19 protein-coding genes are annotated in these 18,288 nt (G+C 55.6%); 5 read left to right on the top strand and 14 right to left on the bottom strand.

What is annotated here, in order from left to right:
- The first annotated feature begins 33 nt into the window (after positions 1–33).
- Together ACMYSL_RS06395 and ACMYSL_RS06390 are read left to right on the top strand one after the other, a co-directional pair.
- Positions 34–1,248, top strand: a complete 1,215-nt coding sequence (locus ACMYSL_RS06395) for an MFS transporter (RefSeq protein WP_434661832.1) — start codon at positions 34–36, stop codon at positions 1,246–1,248.
- Positions 1,245–1,622, top strand: coding sequence for a DUF4440 domain-containing protein (locus tag ACMYSL_RS06390; protein WP_434661830.1), 378 nt, complete (start codon positions 1,245–1,247; stop codon positions 1,620–1,622). Before ACMYSL_RS06395 ends, ACMYSL_RS06390 begins: the two co-directional genes overlap by 4 nt.
- Before the next feature lie 60 nt (positions 1,623–1,682).
- Here the strand turns inward: ACMYSL_RS06390 and rpoS are convergent, their stop codons facing one another.
- From rpoS to cysG, 13 genes are all read right to left on the bottom strand, one after another.
- Positions 1,683–2,675, bottom strand: a complete 993-nt coding sequence (gene rpoS, locus ACMYSL_RS06385; protein WP_110275838.1) for an RNA polymerase sigma factor RpoS — start codon at positions 2,673–2,675, stop codon at positions 1,683–1,685.
- 137 nt (positions 2,676–2,812) lie between these two features.
- On the bottom strand, positions 2,813–3,946 hold the full coding sequence (gene nlpD / locus ACMYSL_RS06380) for a murein hydrolase activator NlpD (RefSeq protein WP_142514522.1): 1,134 nt from the start codon (positions 3,944–3,946) through the stop codon (positions 2,813–2,815).
- 122 nt (positions 3,947–4,068) lie between these two features.
- Positions 4,069–4,695 carry a protein-L-isoaspartate(D-aspartate) O-methyltransferase gene (locus tag ACMYSL_RS06375; RefSeq protein WP_110275840.1) on the bottom strand — a complete coding sequence of 209 codons (627 nt, stop codon included), beginning with the start codon at positions 4,693–4,695 and terminating at the stop codon, positions 4,069–4,071.
- Positions 4,689–5,450, bottom strand: a complete 762-nt coding sequence (gene surE, locus ACMYSL_RS06370; protein WP_110275841.1) for a 5'/3'-nucleotidase SurE — start codon at positions 5,448–5,450, stop codon at positions 4,689–4,691. The genes ACMYSL_RS06375 and surE overlap by 7 nt, the downstream gene beginning before the upstream one ends.
- The gene (gene truD, locus ACMYSL_RS06365; protein WP_142514523.1) at positions 5,431–6,480 is read right to left on the bottom strand and encodes a tRNA pseudouridine(13) synthase TruD; all 1,050 of its coding nucleotides are present in this window, start codon (positions 6,478–6,480) and stop codon (positions 5,431–5,433) included. The genes surE and truD overlap by 20 nt, the downstream gene beginning before the upstream one ends.
- Entirely contained in the window at positions 6,477–6,956 is a 480-nt protein-coding gene (gene ispF / locus ACMYSL_RS06360) for a 2-C-methyl-D-erythritol 2,4-cyclodiphosphate synthase (RefSeq protein ID WP_110275843.1), read from the bottom strand. The genes truD and ispF overlap by 4 nt, the downstream gene beginning before the upstream one ends.
- Entirely contained in the window at positions 6,956–7,666 is a 711-nt protein-coding gene (gene ispD / locus ACMYSL_RS06355; protein WP_110275844.1) for a 2-C-methyl-D-erythritol 4-phosphate cytidylyltransferase, read from the bottom strand. Before ispD ends, ispF begins: the two co-directional genes overlap by 1 nt.
- A 19-nt stretch (positions 7,667–7,685) precedes the next feature.
- The gene (ftsB, locus tag ACMYSL_RS06350; RefSeq protein ID WP_004104977.1) at positions 7,686–8,003 is read right to left on the bottom strand and encodes a cell division protein FtsB; all 318 of its coding nucleotides are present in this window, start codon (positions 8,001–8,003) and stop codon (positions 7,686–7,688) included.
- Between the two features lie 140 nt (positions 8,004–8,143).
- Complete coding sequence (locus ACMYSL_RS06345; protein ID WP_110275845.1) at positions 8,144–8,470, bottom strand: DUF3561 family protein; 327 nt, start codon at positions 8,468–8,470, stop codon at positions 8,144–8,146.
- A gap of 50 nt (positions 8,471–8,520) precedes the next feature.
- Positions 8,521–9,126, bottom strand: coding sequence for an adenylyl-sulfate kinase (gene cysC / locus ACMYSL_RS06340; protein WP_434661825.1), 606 nt, complete (start codon positions 9,124–9,126; stop codon positions 8,521–8,523).
- Entirely contained in the window at positions 9,126–10,553 is a 1,428-nt protein-coding gene (cysN, locus tag ACMYSL_RS06335) for a sulfate adenylyltransferase subunit CysN (RefSeq protein ID WP_434661823.1), read from the bottom strand. The genes cysC and cysN overlap by 1 nt, the downstream gene beginning before the upstream one ends.
- A gap of 9 nt (positions 10,554–10,562) precedes the next feature.
- The gene (cysD, locus tag ACMYSL_RS06330; protein WP_112213858.1) at positions 10,563–11,471 is read right to left on the bottom strand and encodes a sulfate adenylyltransferase subunit CysD; all 909 of its coding nucleotides are present in this window, start codon (positions 11,469–11,471) and stop codon (positions 10,563–10,565) included.
- 9 nt (positions 11,472–11,480) lie between these two features.
- A complete protein-coding gene (cysG, locus tag ACMYSL_RS06325; protein WP_434663969.1) occupies positions 11,481–12,887 on the bottom strand; it encodes a siroheme synthase CysG in 1,407 nt (468 codons plus the stop codon).
- Positions 12,888–13,133: 246 nt separating this feature from the next.
- On the opposite strand from cysG, the gene ACMYSL_RS06320 reads away from it, so the two are divergent.
- The 3 genes from ACMYSL_RS06320 to ACMYSL_RS06310 are packed head-to-tail and all read left to right on the top strand — an operon-like array spanning position 13,134 to position 17,444.
- The gene (locus ACMYSL_RS06320) at positions 13,134–14,189 is read left to right on the top strand and encodes an aminopeptidase (RefSeq protein ID WP_434661821.1); all 1,056 of its coding nucleotides are present in this window, start codon (positions 13,134–13,136) and stop codon (positions 14,187–14,189) included.
- 35 nt (positions 14,190–14,224) lie between these two features.
- Positions 14,225–15,412: a DUF3142 domain-containing protein gene (locus ACMYSL_RS06315; RefSeq protein WP_434661819.1), complete on the top strand. Its 1,188-nt coding sequence runs from the start codon at positions 14,225–14,227 to the stop codon at positions 15,410–15,412.
- Positions 15,399–17,444: a hypothetical protein gene (locus tag ACMYSL_RS06310; RefSeq protein ID WP_434661817.1), complete on the top strand. Its 2,046-nt coding sequence runs from the start codon at positions 15,399–15,401 to the stop codon at positions 17,442–17,444. Before ACMYSL_RS06315 ends, ACMYSL_RS06310 begins: the two co-directional genes overlap by 14 nt.
- Positions 17,445–17,515: 71 nt before the next feature.
- Here the strand turns inward: ACMYSL_RS06310 and cysH are convergent, their stop codons facing one another.
- A complete protein-coding gene (gene cysH, locus ACMYSL_RS06305; RefSeq protein WP_304253237.1) occupies positions 17,516–18,250 on the bottom strand; it encodes a phosphoadenosine phosphosulfate reductase in 735 nt (244 codons plus the stop codon).
- Positions 18,251–18,288 lie beyond the last annotated feature (38 nt).

Below are 18,288 nucleotides of genomic sequence, written 5' to 3'. Positions count from 1 at the left end.
GTTTAGAGTAGCGGCCTTCAGGGGGGATTTAAAATGACGTATCGCAGCAAGGTCGCAACCGTTTTTCTGCTTGGCTTCTTTCTCGACTTAATCAATATGTTTATCGCCAGCGTCGCCTTTCCAGCGATGAGTCAGGCGCTGCACGCATCGCTGGGCGAACTGGCGTGGGTGAGCAATGGCTATATCGCCGGACTCACCCTGGTACTGCCTTTCAGCGCCTGGCTCAGCCAGCGATTTGGTGCCCGGCGCATCTTTTTGCTTTCACTGGGCCTGTTCAGCGTCGGGGCGCTGGCCTCAGGACAGGCTGATTCACTAACAAGCCTCATTTTGTGGCGCGCGTTGCAGGGGATGGGCGGCGGGCTGTTGATTCCAATAGGTCAGGCGCTAACATGGCAGCAGTTTAAGCCTCACGAGCGGGCTAAACTCTCCGCCGCGGTGATGATGGTCGGCTTGTTGGCTCCGGCATGTTCTCCGGCCCTGGGCGGAGTATTAGTCCAATCACTTAGCTGGCGGTGGGTTTTCTTTGTCAGCCTGCCGCTCGCATTCATCACGCTTGGCCTGGCCGCACTGTGGCTGAAGGATGAGAACAACACCCCGCGAACGCGTCGTTTCCTGCATCTCCCTTTATTGCGCGATCCGCTGCTGCGTTTTTCAATGCTGGTGTATCTCTGCGTACCGGGGACGTTTATTGGCATTAACGTCGTCGGGATGTTTTATTTGCAAAACGTCACCGGATTGTCACCTTCCGCCATCGGCTCTCTGATGCTGCCGTGGTCGCTTGCCTCGTTTGCAGCTATCTCGGTAACCGGTCGTTATTTTAATCGTCTAGGACCGAGCCCGTTAATTGCTACGGGCTGCCTGCTACAGGCCGCAGGGATCTTCATATTGGTCGGCGTGGATTCACATACCGCCGGCAGTACGCTAATACTGGCATTTACCTTAATGGGCGCAGGCGGCAGCCTGTGCAGCAGTTCGGCGCAGAGCAGCGCGTTTCTTAACGTGGCGAACCCTGATATGCCGGACGCCAGCGCGCTGTGGAATATCAATCGCCAGCTTAGCTTTCTGATTGGCTCAGCAGTACTGGCTGCGTTGCTTAGCGCCCTTCTGCGTTACTACCCAACGGCGCTGGCCTGGCGCGGCGTATTTATCACCGCCGCCATGGTTACCCTCGTGCCGCTACTGAGCTGCCTGAGGTTTAATAACCGGGCGATAGTCATGCACCTACAGAGCAAAATGGAGAACCAATGAATCGCTATATCCAGGAAGTACTCGACGCGCACGTAGTCATCGAAAACTGGCTAAGTCAGGGCGAAGGGAGCATAGAGGCGTTAATGCTCCGTTTTAGCGCCGATTTTACGATGATCCCAACAAGCGGAATTCGGATGAACCGTCAGGAAGTTAGCGCCTTTTTCAAGAGTGCTCGCGCCAGACGACCGGGTTTAAAGATTGTCGTTGATAGTGCCGCCCTGCTCGCCGAATGGCACGATGGCGCAGCGGTTGAGTATCGTGAAACCCAATATCTACCGGGTAAAGAGAAGGCTGTGCGCTGGTCGACGGTTATCTTGCGCCTGCAAGAGGAGAAGGTTATCTGGCTGCGTCTGCACGAAACGGCTCAGGGGTAGCGGGCCGCTAAAAAGAAAAAGGCTCAATCAGATGATTGAGCCTTTTTTAGGAAAGGTATCTTACTCGCGGAATAGCGCTTCGATGTTCAGCCCCTGGCCTTGCAGAATTTCCCGCAGACGGCGCAGACCCTCAACCTGGATTTGACGCACGCGTTCGCGGGTCAGACCAATTTCACGGCCCACATCCTCAAGCGTTGCGGCTTCATAACCCAGCAGACCAAAGCGACGAGCCAGCACTTCACGCTGCTTGGCGTTCAGTTCGAACAGCCATTTGACGATGGATTGTTTCATGTCATCGTCCTGCGTGGTGTCTTCCGGGCCGTTGTCTTTTTCATCGGCCAGGATATCCAGCAGCGCTTTCTCCGAGTCACCACCCAGCGGCGTATCCACCGAGGTAATGCGCTCGTTCAGACGCAGCATCCTGCTCACGTCATCAACCGGCTTATCCAGCTGTTCGGCAATCTCTTCCGCGCTTGGCTCGTGGTCCAGCTTATGGGACAACTCGCGTGCGGTACGCAGATAGACGTTCAGCTCTTTAACAATATGGATAGGCAAGCGAATGGTACGGGTTTGGTTCATTATCGCCCGTTCAATCGTTTGACGAATCCACCAGGTCGCATAAGTCGAAAAACGGAACCCACGTTCCGGGTCAAACTTCTCAACTGCGCGAATCAGCCCCAGGTTACCTTCTTCAATCAGATCCAGCAGAGCTAAACCACGATTGCCGTAACGACGGGCTATCTTGACGACCAGACGCAGGTTACTTTCAATCATCCGGCGGCGTGACGCAACGTCACCACGCAGCGCGCGACGAGCAAAATAAACCTCTTCTTCGGCGGTCAGCAGTGGGGAATAACCAATCTCACCAAGGTAGAGTTGCGTCGCATCAAGCACCCGTTGGGTTGCTCCCTGCGAAAGAAGCTCTTCTTCAGCCAGATCGCTATCACTGGGTTCCTCTTCAACTAAGGCTTTCTCGTCAAAAACCTCGACTCCGTTCTCATCAAATTCCGCGTCTTCATTTAAATCATGAACTTTCAGCGTATTCTGACTCATAAAGATGGCTCCTACCCGTGATCCCTGAGCAAAGCACCTTCGCTAAACATCATTCAAACGACGCCCGGACGGTAATCTTTATATCTCCCGCCCTGACGCCTTTTCACTGATGCTACGCTTATGCGTACTTCGCCAAATTATCGCTGCGGTAAATACTGCAGCGGGTTGACGGATTTCCCCTTGTAACGAATTTCAAAATGCAAACGTGTCGAACTTGTACCTGTGCTACCCATGGTAGCGATTTTCTGCCCCGCTTTGATATCTTGTTGCTCTTTTACCAGCATCGTATCGTTATGAGCGTAGGCGCTCAGGTAATCATCGTTGTGTTTGATGATAATAAGATTACCGTAACCGCGCAGTGCGTTACCGGCATAGACGACGCGCCCATCTGCGGTCGCGACAATAGCCTGTCCTTTACTGCCTGCAATATCGATACCTTTGTTGCCTCCTTCGGAGCCACTAAAGTTCTCGATAACTTTGCCATCAGTCGGCCAGCGCCATGAAGAGATCGGCGAACTGGTTGACGTACTGCTTGCAGTCGATTGGGTTGTGCTGACAGCTGGAGCCGTAACTGGCGCGACGGTTGTAGTCGTCGTCGCAGGCTTGTTGTTCGGCAACATCTTATTAGCACTCTGTTCACCTGAAGATTCAGAATACGTAATAGTTGGTTGTGACGCAACCACCGCGGTCGATTTTTGTGCAGAATTTGCGGTCAGCATCCCACCGCTGCTGGCCTGCGCGCTAGCCTGGGCAACAGCGTTATCGCCGGTGATCGGCTGGCCTGACGCGTTGCCAACCTGAAGCGTCTGACCGACGTTCAAACCGTACGGTGCCGGGATATTATTACGCTGAGCCAGGTCGCGGAAGTCGTTCCCGGTGACCCATGCAATATAGAACAGCGTATCGCCGCGTTTAACCGTATAGGTACTGCCTCCGGTGTAGCTACCTTTAGGAATATCGCCATATTTTCGGTTGTAGACAATCTTGCCATCAACCGTTTGTACCGGCTGCTGGGCCATCGGCTGAATCTGGGTAGGCTGCGTCTGTACCGGTTGAGTTTGTACCGGGCGCGCCTGTGGAACGGTGGAAGAGCCAGTATTTGACGGCGGCGTGATCAGCATTCCGGAATTGGTACTGGAAGATGAAGCACCGCCAGCCGAACTAACCGGCGCTGGCGCATTATTGGAGCTGCTACAGCCTGCTAGCCAGAGTGACACCAGTGATAAAGCCGCAATGCGACTTAAGGTAAATTTTGGGCTTCCCGCGCTCATTTATCCCCCAGGAATATGTTAACTGCCAATATCTTGCTCACCGGGCAGCGCCCGGCCAGGACACGAAAAATGCGTCCACCCTATGCCTAAACTTAAGCAAAAAAACCTGGAATAATCCGGGTTCAGGCCAACTCCCCTTTGACAAGAGGAACAAAGCGCACGGCTTCGACAGTATCAATCACAAACTCGTTGCCGCGTCGACGGATCCGCTTCAGGAACTGATGCTCTTCGCCCACTGGCAAAACCAGCACGCCGCCATCATCCAGTTGCGCCAGCAGTGCGGCCGGAATTTCCGGCGGCGCAGCGGTAACGATAATCGCGTCGAACGGCGCACGCGCGTGCCAACCCTGCCACCCATCGCCGTGACGGGTTGAAACATTATGTAAATCAAGTTGTTTCAGGCGGCGGCGCGCATGCCACTGTAAACTCTTAATCCGCTCAACCGAGCAGACATGGTGCACCAAATGCGCCAGTATTGCCGTTTGATAGCCTGAACCAGTGCCAATCTCCAGCACCCTTGAGTCCGGCGTTAGCGTCAGAAGCTCGGTCATCCGCGCTACCATATAGGGTTGCGAGATAGTTTGCCCCTGACCAATCGGCAATGCCGTGTTTTCCCACGCTTTATGTTCAAAGGCTTCATCAACAAACTTTTCTCGCGGCACCTGAGCGATAGCGTCCAGTACGCGCTCGTCGACAATGCCCTGAGTGCGAAGCTGATTGAGAAGACTTTCAACACGTTTACTTACCATTGCGTATCAACCCCGACGCGTTCCAACCAGCCGCTAACCACTTCATGTGCGCTATGGGCGGTTAAATCAACATGCAGCGGAGTAACGGAAACGTAGCCTTCATCCACGGCCGCAAAGTCGGTATCCGGCCCGGCATCGTACTTTTCGCCTGGCGGACCAATCCAATACAACGTATTGCCGCGCGGATCTTTCTGCGGAATCACCTGATCGGAAGGATGACGACTGCCGCAGCGGGTCACGCGGATACCTTTAATCTGCTCAAGAGGCAGATCCGGTACGTTGATATTGAGAATGCGCCCGGTGCGCAACGGCTCGCGGCTTAATGCACGCAGAATAGAGCAGGTGACCGCGGCGGCGGTGTCATAATGCTGATAGCCGTTTAGCGACACGGCCAGCGCCGGAAAGCCCAGATGGCGGCCTTCCATTGCAGCGGCTACGGTACCGGAGTAAATAACGTCGTCGCCGAGGTTAGGCCCGGCGTTAATACCGGAAACGACGATATCCGGACGCGGGCGCATCAGGGCGTTAACGCCGAGATAAACGCAGTCCGTCGGCGTGCCCATTTGCACGGCGATATCGCCATTATCGAAAGTGAAGGTGCGTAGTGAGGATTCCAGCGTCAGGGAGTTCGATGCTCCGCTGCGGTTACGATCGGGTGCAACTATCTGAACCTCAGCGAATTCCCGTAAGGCCTTCGCCAGGGTCTGAATCCCTGGCGCATGAATCCCGTCATCGTTACTCAGCAATATTCGCATAATCACCCGTTGTATTGATAAGCTCCCTTACCACGCTGGTAGCGAAGCTGCCTGCTGGCAGCCAGAAACGCAGTTCCACGGTGACGTCATCCCACCAGTTCCAGCTCATCTGCTGCGGGTAGAGCAGCATCGCCCGGCGAGCCGCTTCCACTTTTTCACGCACCAGAAGCGCCTGTAACTGCGTCTCTTCGGCTACTGCCGCCTGCTCGGCGGCCAGCGCATCCCGTTGGCTTCCCCAATCGCCGCTACCCACAAGCGCAGCAGTGATCATCAGTTCACGGTTATCAACCCGTACCTGGAGTTCCGCGAATTCTTCAGAGGTCGCAACGAACCAGCTTCCGCGCCCCGCTAATTGTAGCGCATCGCCATCAACAACCTGATTAAATTCCGGTTTTTTTAATCTAATACCAACCTGTTGATTAAACAATGCACTGCGGGCCGCCGACAACCAAAAACTGCGTTTATTGCGATCGCGCACCGGCGCACCGCTCTCTGCCCAGCGCAGGGCGCCTTGCAAATTGCTACCGCCGATACCAAAGCGCTGAGCGCCAAAATAGTTCGGAACGCCCTGATCAGCAATCGCCTGCAGGCGCTTTTCGACATCATCACGAGCGCTAACTTCACGCAGCACCAGAGTGAACTGGTTGCCTTTCAGTGCCCCCAGACGCAGCTTGCGCTTGTGGCGCGCGTATTCGAGAACCTGGCAGCCTTCGAGCTGAAATTTGCTCAGGTCAGGCATCTCTTTACCCGGCACTCGGGCACACAGCCACTGCTCGGTGACCGCGTGTTTGTCCTTCTGTCCGGCAAAGCTCACTTCACGCGCATGAATTTTAAGGAATTTTGCCAGAGCTTCAGCAACAAAACGCGTATTGCAGCCATTTTTCAGAATCCGCACCAACACGTGCTCGCCTTCACCGTCAGGCTCAAAGCCGAGATCCTCAACCACCACAAAGTCTTCCGGGTTCGCTTTTAGCAGCCCCTGAGCCAGCGGTTTTCCATGCAGATAAGTGAGTTCGTCAAACGCAATCATTTGTCAGCCTTACGCAATAGCGCCACCGCTTCACAAGCGATGCCTTCGCCGCGCCCGGTAAAGCCCAGCTTTTCGGTCGTCGTGGCTTTGACGTTAACATCGTCCATATGGCAACCCAGATCTTCTGCGATAAAGACGCGCATCTGCGGGATATGCGGCAGCATTTTCGGTGCCTGGGCGATGATGGTGACGTCGACGTTGCCAAGGCTATAGCCCTTCGCCTGAATCCGCCGCCACGCTTCGCGCAGCAGCTCGCGGCTATCGGCCCCTTTAAAAGCCGGGTCAGTGTCCGGGAAGAGCTTGCCAATATCGCCTAGCGCAGCCGCGCCCAGTAGCGCGTCGGTCAGCGCATGCAGCGCCACATCGCCATCGGAATGTGCCAGCAGCCCTTTTTCATAAGGCACGCGCACGCCACCGATAATGATTGGGCCTTCACCGCCAAAAGCGTGTACGTCAAAACCATGTCCAATTCGCATTAAGCCTTCTCCTGGTGTCGGGAACGGGTAAGGTAAAATTCGGCCAGCGCCAGGTCTTCCGGGCGCGTCACTTTAATATTATCAGCTCGTCCGGCAACCAGTTCAGGATGGAAGCCGCAGTACTCCAGCGCCGAGGCTTCATCAGTAATGGTCGCCCCTTCATTGAGCGCGCGCGTCAGGCAATCAACAAGCAGCTCACGAGGGAAAAATTGCGGCGTCAGCGCATGCCATAAATCGTTGCGCTCGACGGTATGGGCGATAGCGACTTTGCCCGGCTCCGCGCGCTTCATGGTATCGCGAACCGGAGCGGCCAGAATGCCACCCACTCGGCTGGTTTCACACAGCTGAAGCAGGCGGCTGAGGTCGTCCTGATGCAGACAGGGGCGCGCGGCATCGTGCACCAGCACCCAATCGGCCTCATCCAGCGCCTTCAGGCCCGCGAGGACGGAGTCCGCGCGCTCGGTGCCGCCATCAACGACGGTAATTTGTGGGTGATTCGCTAACGGAAGTTGGCTAAAACGCACATCGCCGGGGCTGACGGCGATGACCACCCGCTGCACGCGCGGGTTCGCCAACAGCGCAGCAACCGCGTGTTCGAGAATCGTTTTGTTACCGATTGAGAGATATTGTTTCGGGCATTCCGTTTGCATGCGGCGGCCAAAACCGGCTGCCGGCACCACGGCGCAAACGCCCGGAAAAGTGGCTGCCATGTCGTAATCCTGGGCCTGTCTATCGATTATTCTGCTGTTGTCCCGCCGCCTGGTTGCGTTTTGACGCATCCGGCACCAGACGATAAAACGTTTCGCCCGGGCGGGTCATACTGAGTTCATTGCGCGCACGTTCTTCGATAGCTTCCTGGCCGCCATTGAGGTCGTCAATTTCGGCGAACAGCTGATCGTTGCGTGCTTTTAATTTGGCATTGGTTGCCTGCTGAGCGGAGACATCGTCATTAACCCGGCTATAGTCGTGCAGACCATTTTTGCCGAACCAAAGCGAGTACTGCAGCCAGACCAGCAAAGCCAATAATAGCAGCGTTAATTTACCCATCCTGCCCCCTGAAAAACGGCATCATCATCCCATAACTCGCCCGAGTACTCTACTCTGGCGCGCGGACGACGCCGCGTAACGCGGGGACTGTACCACATTTTTACCGTTGATACCCAGGCTAGATTCATTCGTAAAAAGGACTATCCCAGCAGCCAGAGGAACAGCAGACCGAACATCAGTCCGACGGTCAAAATCGTCGCACCAACGCTGTAGCGAAGTTTACCGTCCAATAGGGAATGCAGCGCGATCCCGACCACCACGGCAACCGGCATGATTGCCAGGAAGAAGGGCCAGGTATAGAGGAGGAAAAATAGCGTGTTACCGCCATAGATAAGGAAGGGAATACCCAGCGCCAGCAGCCATGAAATAAAGCCCACGGCAGCACCTGACAGAGACCAGGTGGTCTCGTCATTAGCCACGGGGGGCGGTTCTGAACGAAAAATAGTAATGTTCTGGGTATTACGCATATCGAATCCTGTTGACCGGGCGACCGGCACCCATCGATGCCGTCGCCGTTTCAGGATCTGATAATATCGCTCTGTCGGAGCAGGTCTAATAGTTGGTGCACCAAATTTGTTACCAATTGTTCACCGTCGAGATGGATTTCCGCTCTCTCCGGGGATTCATATACTGAATCAATCCCGGTAAAATTACGCAATTCCCCCGCCCGCGCCTTCTTGTATAAGCCTTTCGGGTCCCGCGCTTCGCAGATAGCCAGCGGCGTATCGACAAAAATCTCGATAAAGCGCCCTTCGCCTAGCCGCTCTCGCACCATTTGCCGCTCCGCACGATGCGGAGATATAAATGCCGTCAATACAACCAGCCCGGCATCGACCATCAGCTTCGCCACTTCACCCACGCGACGAATGTTTTCTTTGCGGTCATCATCGCTGAATCCAAGGTCGCTACACAGGCCATGACGCACGTTATCGCCATCCAGCAAATAAGTGCTCACACCAAGCTGATGCAGCGCCTCTTCCAGCGCACCGGCAACGGTGGATTTCCCCGAGCCCGAAAGCCCGGTGAACCACAGCACCACGCCGCGATGGCCGTGATGCTGCTCGCGCTGCTCCTGGGTCACCGGATGCGCATGCCAGACGACGTTTTCGTCATGCTGGGCCATTATTTGCCTCCCAGCAGGTCGCGAGCGTCCCAGTGCGGGAAGTGCTTGCGAACAAGCTGGTTCAGCTCAAGCTCAAACGCGCTGTACTGCGAAGCGCCCGTTTGCGCCTGCTCGTTCGGTTCGCGTACCATGCCCGCGCCAACGGTGACGTTAGTCAGACGGTCGATAAAGATAAGCCCTCCGGTCACCGGGTTATCCTGGTATTTATCCAGCACCAGCGGTTCGTCAAAGGTCAAATCCACCAGGCCAATACCGTTCAGCGGCAGCGATTCCACTTCTCGCTGGGTCAGGTTATTGATATCCGCCTGATAGCGAACGCCATCGATACGCGCGCGGGTTTTCTTACCGGCGATTTTAATGTCGTAGCTCTGGCCTGGGGTCAACGCTTGTTCCGCCATCCAAACCACGTCGATGCTGGCACTCTGCACCGCAGGCAGAGAGACCGCTGCATCAACCAGCAGATCGCCACGACTAATATCGATTTCGTCTTTCAGCACAATCGTGATCGCTTCCCCGGCACCCGCTTGCGGCAGGTCACCGTCAAAGGTGACGATACGCGCGACGCTGGATTCCACGCCCGACGGCAGCACCTTCAGGCGCTGACCGAGCGTCACGGTGCCGGACGCCACGGTACCAGAAAAGCCGCGGAAATCGAGGTTCGGACGGTTAACATACTGTACCGGGAAGCGCAGCGGCTGATTTTCGACCGCACGCTGAATTTCAACGGTTTCCAGCACCTCCAGCAGCGTCGGGCCGCTGTACCAGCGCATTTTGTCGCTCTGGTTGGCAACATTGTCCCCATCCAGGGCTGACAGCGGCACAAAGCGAATATCCAGATTGCCCGGCAGCTGTTCGGCGAAAGTCAGATACTCTTCGCGAATGCGGTTAAAGGTCTCTTCGCTAAAATCGACGAGATCCATTTTGTTCACCGCCACCACCAGGTGCTTGATCCCCAGCAGCGTAGAGATAAAACTGTGGCGACGGGTCTGATCCAGCACGCCTTTACGCGCGTCGATCAGCAAGATCGCCAGGTCGCAAGTCGATGCGCCGGTCGCCATATTACGGGTGTACTGCTCATGCCCCGGGGTGTCGGCGATAATAAATTTGCGCTTCTCGGTGGAGAAATAGCGGTAGGCCACGTCAATAGTAATGCCCTGCTCGCGCTCGGCTTGTAAGCCATCTACCAGCAACGCCAGATCGAGCTTCTCGCCCTGAGTACCGTGACGTTTGCTGTCATTGTGCAGCGAAGAGAGCTGATCTTCGTAAATTTGTCGGGTATCGTGCAGCAGCCGGCCAATCAGCGTACTTTTACCGTCATCGACGCTGCCGCAGGTCAGAAAACGCAGCAGGCTTTTGTGCTGCTGGGCATGCAGGTAGGCTTCGACTCCGCCTTCATCGGCAATTTGTTGTGCAATAGTGGTATTCATGGCGGCTCCTTAGAAATAACCCTGACGTTTCTTCAGCTCCATGGAGCCTGACTGGTCGCGGTCAATCACGCGCCCTTGTCGTTCGCTGGTGGTGGAGACCAGCATCTCTTCGATGATCTCCGGCAGCGTTTGCGCGTTGGATTCCACCGCGCCGGTCAGCGGCCAGCAGCCGAGGGTACGAAAGCGCACCATCTGTTTTTTGATCATCTCGCCGGGCTGTAAATTAATACGATCGTCGTCGATCATCATCAGCATGCCGTCACGTTCCAGCACCGGACGCTCTGCCGCCAGGTACAGCGGAACGATTTCAATATTTTCCAGATAGATGTACTGCCAGATATCCAGCTCGGTCCAGTTGGAGAGCGGGAACACGCGGATGCTTTCGCCTTTGTTAATCTGGCCGTTATAGTTATGCCACAGCTCCGGACGCTGGTTTTTCGGGTCCCAGCGGTGGAAACGATCGCGGAAAGAGTAGATACGCTCTTTAGCGCGGGATTTCTCTTCATCACGACGCGCGCCGCCGAATGCGGCATCAAAGCCGTATTTGTTCAGCGCCTGCTTAAGACCTTCGGTTTTCATAATGTCGGTGTGCTTAGCGCTGCCGTGCACGAATGGGCTAATGCCCATTGCTACCCCTTCCGGGTTTTTATGTACCAGCAGCTCACAGCCGTAGGCTTTAGCCGTACGATCGCGGAATTCGTACATCTCACGGAATTTCCAGCCGGTATCGACGTGCAGCAGCGGGAACGGCAGAGTGCCGGGATAAAACGCTTTACGCGCCAGATGCAGCATCACGCTGGAGTCTTTGCCGATGGAGTACATCATCACCGGGTTAGAGAATTCGGCGGCCACCTCACGAATGATATGGATGCTTTCCGCCTCCAGTTGCCGCAGGTGAGTGAGTCGTTTTTGGTCCATAACCGTTCCTTAAGCCAGATTTACCACAGAAGAGTTAAACCCCTCTGCTGTCGTTGTGTGTTGAAACCAGGCGAGCTGTTGATGTAATTGCACCACTTCACCCACCACCAACAGCGCGGGCATCGGGGCGTCTTTCGCCAGGTTTTCGAGTTGTTGTAATGTGCCGGTCTTCACTTGCTGATCGGCGCGAGTCCCGCGAGAGATGACCGCTACCGGAGTGTCGTGGTCGCGACCATGGGCGATCAACTGAGCGCTAATTTCCGCCGCCTTCAGGCTGCCCATATAAATCGCCAGAGTCTGACCGCTTTGCGCTAACTGCGCCCAGTCGAGCGGAGAGTTTTCCGCGTTGAAGTGTCCGGTGACGAAGGTCACGCTCTGGGCATAATCCCGATGAGTCAGCGGGATACCGGCATAGGCCGTTGCGCCCGCTGCCGCCGTGACGCCAGGAACGACCTGAAACGGAATGCCAGCTTCGGTCGCGGCCTGCAGCTCTTCGCCGCCGCGGCCAAAAATAAACGGGTCGCCGCCCTTCAGGCGAATCACCGTTTTGCCCTCTTTTGCCGCGTCCACCAGCATGCGGTTAATTTCCGGCTGGAGCACAGAATTGCCAGCAGCGCTTTTGCCAACGCAAATTAGCTCCGCATCGCGTCGCACCAGCTCGCGCACTTCCGGAGTAACCAGGTTGTCGTAAAACACCACATCAGCCTGCTGAATCGCCTGCAAACCACGCAGGGTTAACAGTCCGGCATCGCCCGGCCCTGCCCCAACAAGAATAATTTCTCCAGTGCGCTTTTCCGGCTGTTTAAGTTCTTCTTCCAGCGCCTTTTCCGCTTCGGCTTTGTTGCCTGCCAGCATCAGGCTGGCAAAACGGCCGGTAAACACGCGCTCCCAAAAACGGCGGCGTTCGGCGGTGGTTTTAAGGTGAGTTTTGATATGGTGACGCCAGTAGCTTGCCGCTTCCGCCATCCGCCCCAGGTTAGTCGGCAGCAGCGCCTCAATTTTTTCGCGCAAAATGCGCGACAGCACCGGCGCTTTCCCGCTCGAAGAGATAGCCACCATCAGCGGGGAGCGGTCGACGATTGATGGGAATACAAACGAGCACAGCGCCTGATTATCCACCACGTTGACCAGCCGATAGCGTGCGTTAGCCGCCGCAAAAACGCGCTGGTTCAGCTCGTCGTCTTCGGTTGCGGCAATCACCAGGAAAACATCATCAAGCTGCTGCTCTGCAAATTCGGTTGCCCGCCACTGGATTTCCTGGTGCTCAACCTTCCCGGCAAGTTCCGGTATCAGCGCTTCGGCGACAATCTGCACCTTCGCTGCGGCGCGCAGCAGGAAAGTAATCTTGCGTGCGGCAATCTCGCCACCGCCGATAACCAGTACGGGTCTGTCTTTCAATTCGGCAAATATCGGCAAGTAGTCCACAGCGCAACAACTCTCTTACAATCAGTCATAGAGCGACTATAGGGTGCGGGTTAGAGCAAATGAAATTACGAAATGGAATGAGTTGTTACTCAAAGGAATAACGCCCTGGAAAAGCAAATATCAAAAAGTGCTTAACACGCGGTTTTTCCGGGATTTAAGAGCGATTGAAATTGTTTAACCTCGGTCACAGTTTCATACTACGCGGGTAAAATTGTTTTGATCGTGTAAGGACCCCCTATGTTTTCCGCATTGTGCCGTCGCCTGCTTCCTCTGGCGTTGGGCGCAGGTTTTGTCTTCTCCGCCGCCCCGGCATTGAGCGCCCTGGGCGACACCGCCAATGCGCAGGCTCGTCACATCGCTACCGTTTTTCCCGGAAGAATGACCGGCTCGCCCGCCGAAATGCTGTCGGCAGATTATCTGCGCCAGCAGTTCACACAAATGGGCTATAAAAGCGATATTCGCAGCTTTAACACCCGGTACATTTACACCAACAACGATCAGCGCAAAAACTGGCAAAACGTTACCGGCAGCACGGTTATTGCCGCGCATGAAGGTAAAGATCGCCAACAGATTATTATCATGGCGCACCTTGATACCTACGCACCGCAGACCGATGCCGACGTCGAAAATAACCTTGGCGGCCTGACGTTGCAGGGTATCGATGATAACGCGCTGGGGCTGGGCATCATGCTGGAACTTGCCGAGCAGTTAAAGAACGTCCCTACCCGTTATGGGATCCGCTTCGTTGCGACCAGCGGCGAAGAAGAAGGTCGTCTCGGGGCGCAGAATATGCTCAAACGCATGAGCGAAGCCGAAAAGAAAAATACTCTGCTGGTGATTAATCTTGATAACCTGGTCGTCGGCGACAAACTCTATTTTAATAGCGGTCGCAGCACGCCAGCCTCGGTACGTAAACTAACCCGCGACCGGGCATTGACCATCGCCCGTAGCAAAGGGATTACCGCATCCAGCAATCCCGGTAAGAATCCGGACTATCCGCAGGGAACCGGCTGCTGTAATGATGCCAGCGTGTTTGATGAGGCGGGGATCCCGGTGCTATCCGTGGAAGCCACCAACTGGTCTCTTGGGCGCAAAGATGGCTACCAGCAGCGCGCGAAATCCCGTTCGTTCCCCGACGGCACCAGTTGGCACAACGTGCAACTGGATAACCAGCAATATATTGATAAAGCCCTGCCGGGCCGGATTGCGCAGCGCAGTCGCGATGTGATGAAGATTATGCTGCCGCTGGTTAAAGAGCTGGCGAAGGCGGAGAAGAAACTTCAATCAAAATAGGCTGTTATTAAAGCCAGGCCACAAGGATTGTCGCCATGATGCACGCTCGTTTTTTCATGCTGTTGTTTCTTTTACTGGCTGTCAGCGGGCATTCTGTTGCCGACAGCCAGGTCTATATCTGGCAGCGGGTCTGGAACGTCGGGCATGAAACGGCGTTGCGCCAAAGCCACGATCTTTTTTCCACTTTGCGCGTACTGGGGCTGCAAATCCATCCCCAGGAAGGTTCGCGCATTGCCCGGGTCGACACACCATTATTACAGCAGGATGGCCGCCCAGTGTGGCTGGTGGTTCGCCTCGACGGTAGCCTGACGCAGTTGGATGCGGTGGCGATTTTGCCGCAGATTCAAAGCATCATCACCCGCTGGCGCAGCGCTAGCGTGAACCTCACCGCGATAGAAATAGATTACGATGCGCCCACCTCGCGCCTCGTCGAATACCAGCGTCTACTTGCTGCATTACGCCAGGCGCTGCCTCCAGAGATGGCGCTCAGCGTGACCGCGCTGCCGACATGGCTCTCTTCGCCACAACTTCCTGCGCTACTGGCAACGGTCGACTGTTCCGTGCTGCAACTGCACAGCGTGCTGTCGCCGCAGCAGGGTTTGTTTGACCCGGTGCAAGCGCTGCGCTGGAGCGGACAATATGCACTGATCTCCCCACATCCGTACTACCTGGCGCTCCCGGCCTATGGTTCTGCGCTGGTTTCCACGCCCGGACAGCCCGCTCGGGTAGAAAGCGAGTCGCCGCTGGGCATCGCGGGCGAGAAACAAGAACTTAGCGTATCGCCGCCCCAAATCGACGCCTTTACCCGCGAACTCGAACAGCATCCGCCCAAAAACTTTGCGGGCATCGCCTGGTTCCGCCTGCCGCTGGAGAGCGACAGCCGCGCCTGGTCGCTTTCCACCCTGGAAGCGGTTATCCACCACCGGCCATTAAGCTCCCGCTGGCAGTGGCTGGCGGTTCCTGACAAAACGAGCGCCAGCGCAGACTCCACGCTCTACGAACTGGCGATAAAAAATGCGGGCGATATTGATGCGCAGCTCCCGGCAAGCATTACGTTACAGACTGAAGATTGCCTCGCCGCGGACGGTGTGGGCAGCTACCGCTTTGACGAGCAGACATTTTACCTGACCTCCCCGGCACTGCTGCGCGCCGGGCAGACGCGGGCCATCGGCTGGGCAAGATGCCCATCGCCACCACAAGGAGAGTTTCATGTTAACCCGTAAATTACCTCTGGCCGTGCTCCTGACCACCGCGCTGGCCGCCATCAATAGCCATGCCTGTGGGCCGTACTTCCCCAACTATTTACTGCAAAACCGTAACGCCAATCTGCTTTATCTCCCGGAGGGGAGCTTTGATTTAGAGAGTAGCCGCCTGGTGCCTGCCGATCCGCGTCTGCCGCAATGGCGTGATACGTCTGGCGATAAACCCGCACCGCCTTCCGCGCAGGACGTTTTAATCAAAGAGATCCGCGCCAGTGGCTCAGTAGACGCGGCAGAAAAGTTGGCAGTCAGCCTGCCGACAGCAGCACGTCTGTATGTGCTCGGGGCGGTAGCCTTTGCCACTTACGATAATCGGGCGCGCGACTACTTTCGCCAGGTGATAGCGCTTCCTGTAGATCAGCAGGGTGAATGGGGGCTAAAAGCGCGCTACTCGCTGGCCCGCGATTTAATGGGTGACTATCCTGCGCCTCGCTCTGAGAGCGGATATCCGCTTTCCAGCAAAGATAATTCTCATGGTAACGAGCAGGAGCTGCGTGAAGCTTTCGAGCTTTATCAGCAAATTATCGACGCTGTGCGCAATGGACAAGAAGACCCGGAGCTGCTCTCGCTGGCAAGCCTCGGTCAGCAGGGACGCATCAAACACTGGCAGAGCGAACCGCTTGCCGCGGCCCACCTCTACGCCCAGCAAGCGGCTCAGGGTTCGCCCACCGGCAGCCTCTCCTTACGCTATACCGCCGATATTCTGAGCCATCCGGAAAACGAGAACTTCCTGCAACCGGGCATTGACGATCCGGTTATTCAGCAACTGCTTATTGTGAGTTTTTTCACGCGCTCTTCCAATTCCTTGTTCGAGCCAGAACCCAGGCCCAATAACGAGAAAGAGATCAAAAATTACCATAATGAGGTGATAGCGAAGCTGGCGCAGAAAATAAAATACGACATGCCCGGCAGCGATCGTCTGATCGCCCTTGCCTACCGCAATGGTCAGTATCCTCTGGTGACCCTGCTGCTGAAAAATGCTAAAGAAAATGGGCTAACCGCATGGGTGCAAGCCAAAATGGCGCTGCGAGAGGGAGATGTAAAAGCCGCGACCGCATGGTATGCAAAAGCCGCCGCATCGTTTCCGGTAAACGAAGTATGGGGTCCCCAGCCTGATAATAGTGAGATTGTTGGCGATGAGTTTGTTATTCCGTCCTGTCGTATCAATGCCGAGCAGGCGATCCTGGCGTTAAACCGCAACGACTATCTGGAGGCGATGCGCTTAATGTACAAAGCCAAAGACAGCTACTGGCCGGACTTAGCGCAGATTGCCGAACAGGTGCTGACGGTAAAGGAGCTTATCGCGTTTGTGGATAAATATGTCCCCGCGCCGAATCCTCCTTTACTCAATCAGCCGGAAAATACCGTGCGCTATAGCGCTGACGTCAGGCTGCGCGCCCTGCTCGCCCGCCGTCTGATGCGTGAAGGTCAGTATCAAAAAGCGCTGACTTATTTTGCCATTCCCGAGGATCGAGAAAGGGCTCTCTCATTTATTAATACCGTGCCAAAAAAAGGGCAAGAAATAGCGACAGCGCAGGCCTGGTGGCAGGCCGCGCTAGTTCTACGCAATCAAGGAATGTGGCTGACTGGCTATGAGATGGCCCCGGATTTTGCACTCTTCGACGGCGGGTATTCCTGGCCATATTACGACTGGGGCCCGGAAGAAAATCCGGCGACCAAATCGTGGATTAGCGCTGGTGAGCGCTATCGCGTTCAGCTCTCGCAGCCCAAACAGGATAATCATTTTATGCACTATCGCTGGCAGGCGGTGAAGCTTGCAGAGAAAGCCGCCGATTTATTGCCGCGCAAATCACAGGCCTATGCCGCCGTACTGTGCAATGCGACAGGCTGGATATGGGCTCAGGACCCCCAATCAGCACGACGTCTGTACAAGCACTACGTGAAAAACGGCGCACCGTTCCCGTGGGCAGAAAATTTTGGTCAGAATTGCCCGAAGCCGGATTTTACCGCACTCAACAATAACGAAAAAATTTAGAAAGGCACCGAATAACTCATTAATCGTTTACGTAAAAAAATCCCGGCAGCGCCGGGATTCATATTAATCTTTCAACCTTCGTGCAACCCGCACTCTCTTTTCAACCCAAAGAACCGCGTTTCTTCTTCCGCCATTCCCGGTTCCCATTTGCGGGTGGTATGGGTATCTCCCACCGACAAATAACCCTGATCCCACAGCGGGTGGTATTTCAGGCCGTGTTTTTGCAGATACTGATAGACGGTGCGGTTGTCCCAGTCGATGATCGGCAGAATCTTAAATACGCCGCGTTGGATTGCCAGCACTGGTAAATGTGCGCGGCTACCGGACTGCTCGCGGCGCAGGCCCGCAAACCAGGTTTGCGCGTTCAGCTCTTCCAACGCCCGGTTCATCGGCTCAACCTTGTTGATGTCATTGTATTTCTCAATGCCTTCAACGCCCTGCTCCCACAGCTTGCCGTAGCGCGCTTCCTGCCAGGCGGCGCTCTCCTTTGCCCGGTAGACCTTCAGGTTCAGATTGAGTTTGTCCGTTAACTCGTCGATAAACTGGTAGGTTTCCGGGAACAGGTAGCCAGTGTCGGTCAGAATGACCGGAATATCCGGGCGAACCTGATTGACCAGATGCAGGCTTACCGCCGCCTGAATACCAAAGCTCGAAGAGAGCACGTATTCGCCCGGCAGGTTTTCCAGCGCCCACGCAACACGCTCTTCCGCGCTCAGCTTTTCCAGCTGGCTGTTGGTTTCCGCCAGTTGCAAAACGCGATCGACCTTCGGTAATTCGTTAAGCACGTTTAGATCGAGTACGGACATAAAGACCTCATTTGTTTGTTCCCCTCACCCCGGCCCTC

This window comes from Klebsiella sp. MISC125 (assembly GCF_051131775.1).
GTDB lineage: Bacteria > Pseudomonadota > Gammaproteobacteria > Enterobacterales > Enterobacteriaceae > Klebsiella.
Note: the sequence above shows the minus strand (reverse complement) of the source record. Positions and strands in the feature narration are given on the sequence as shown.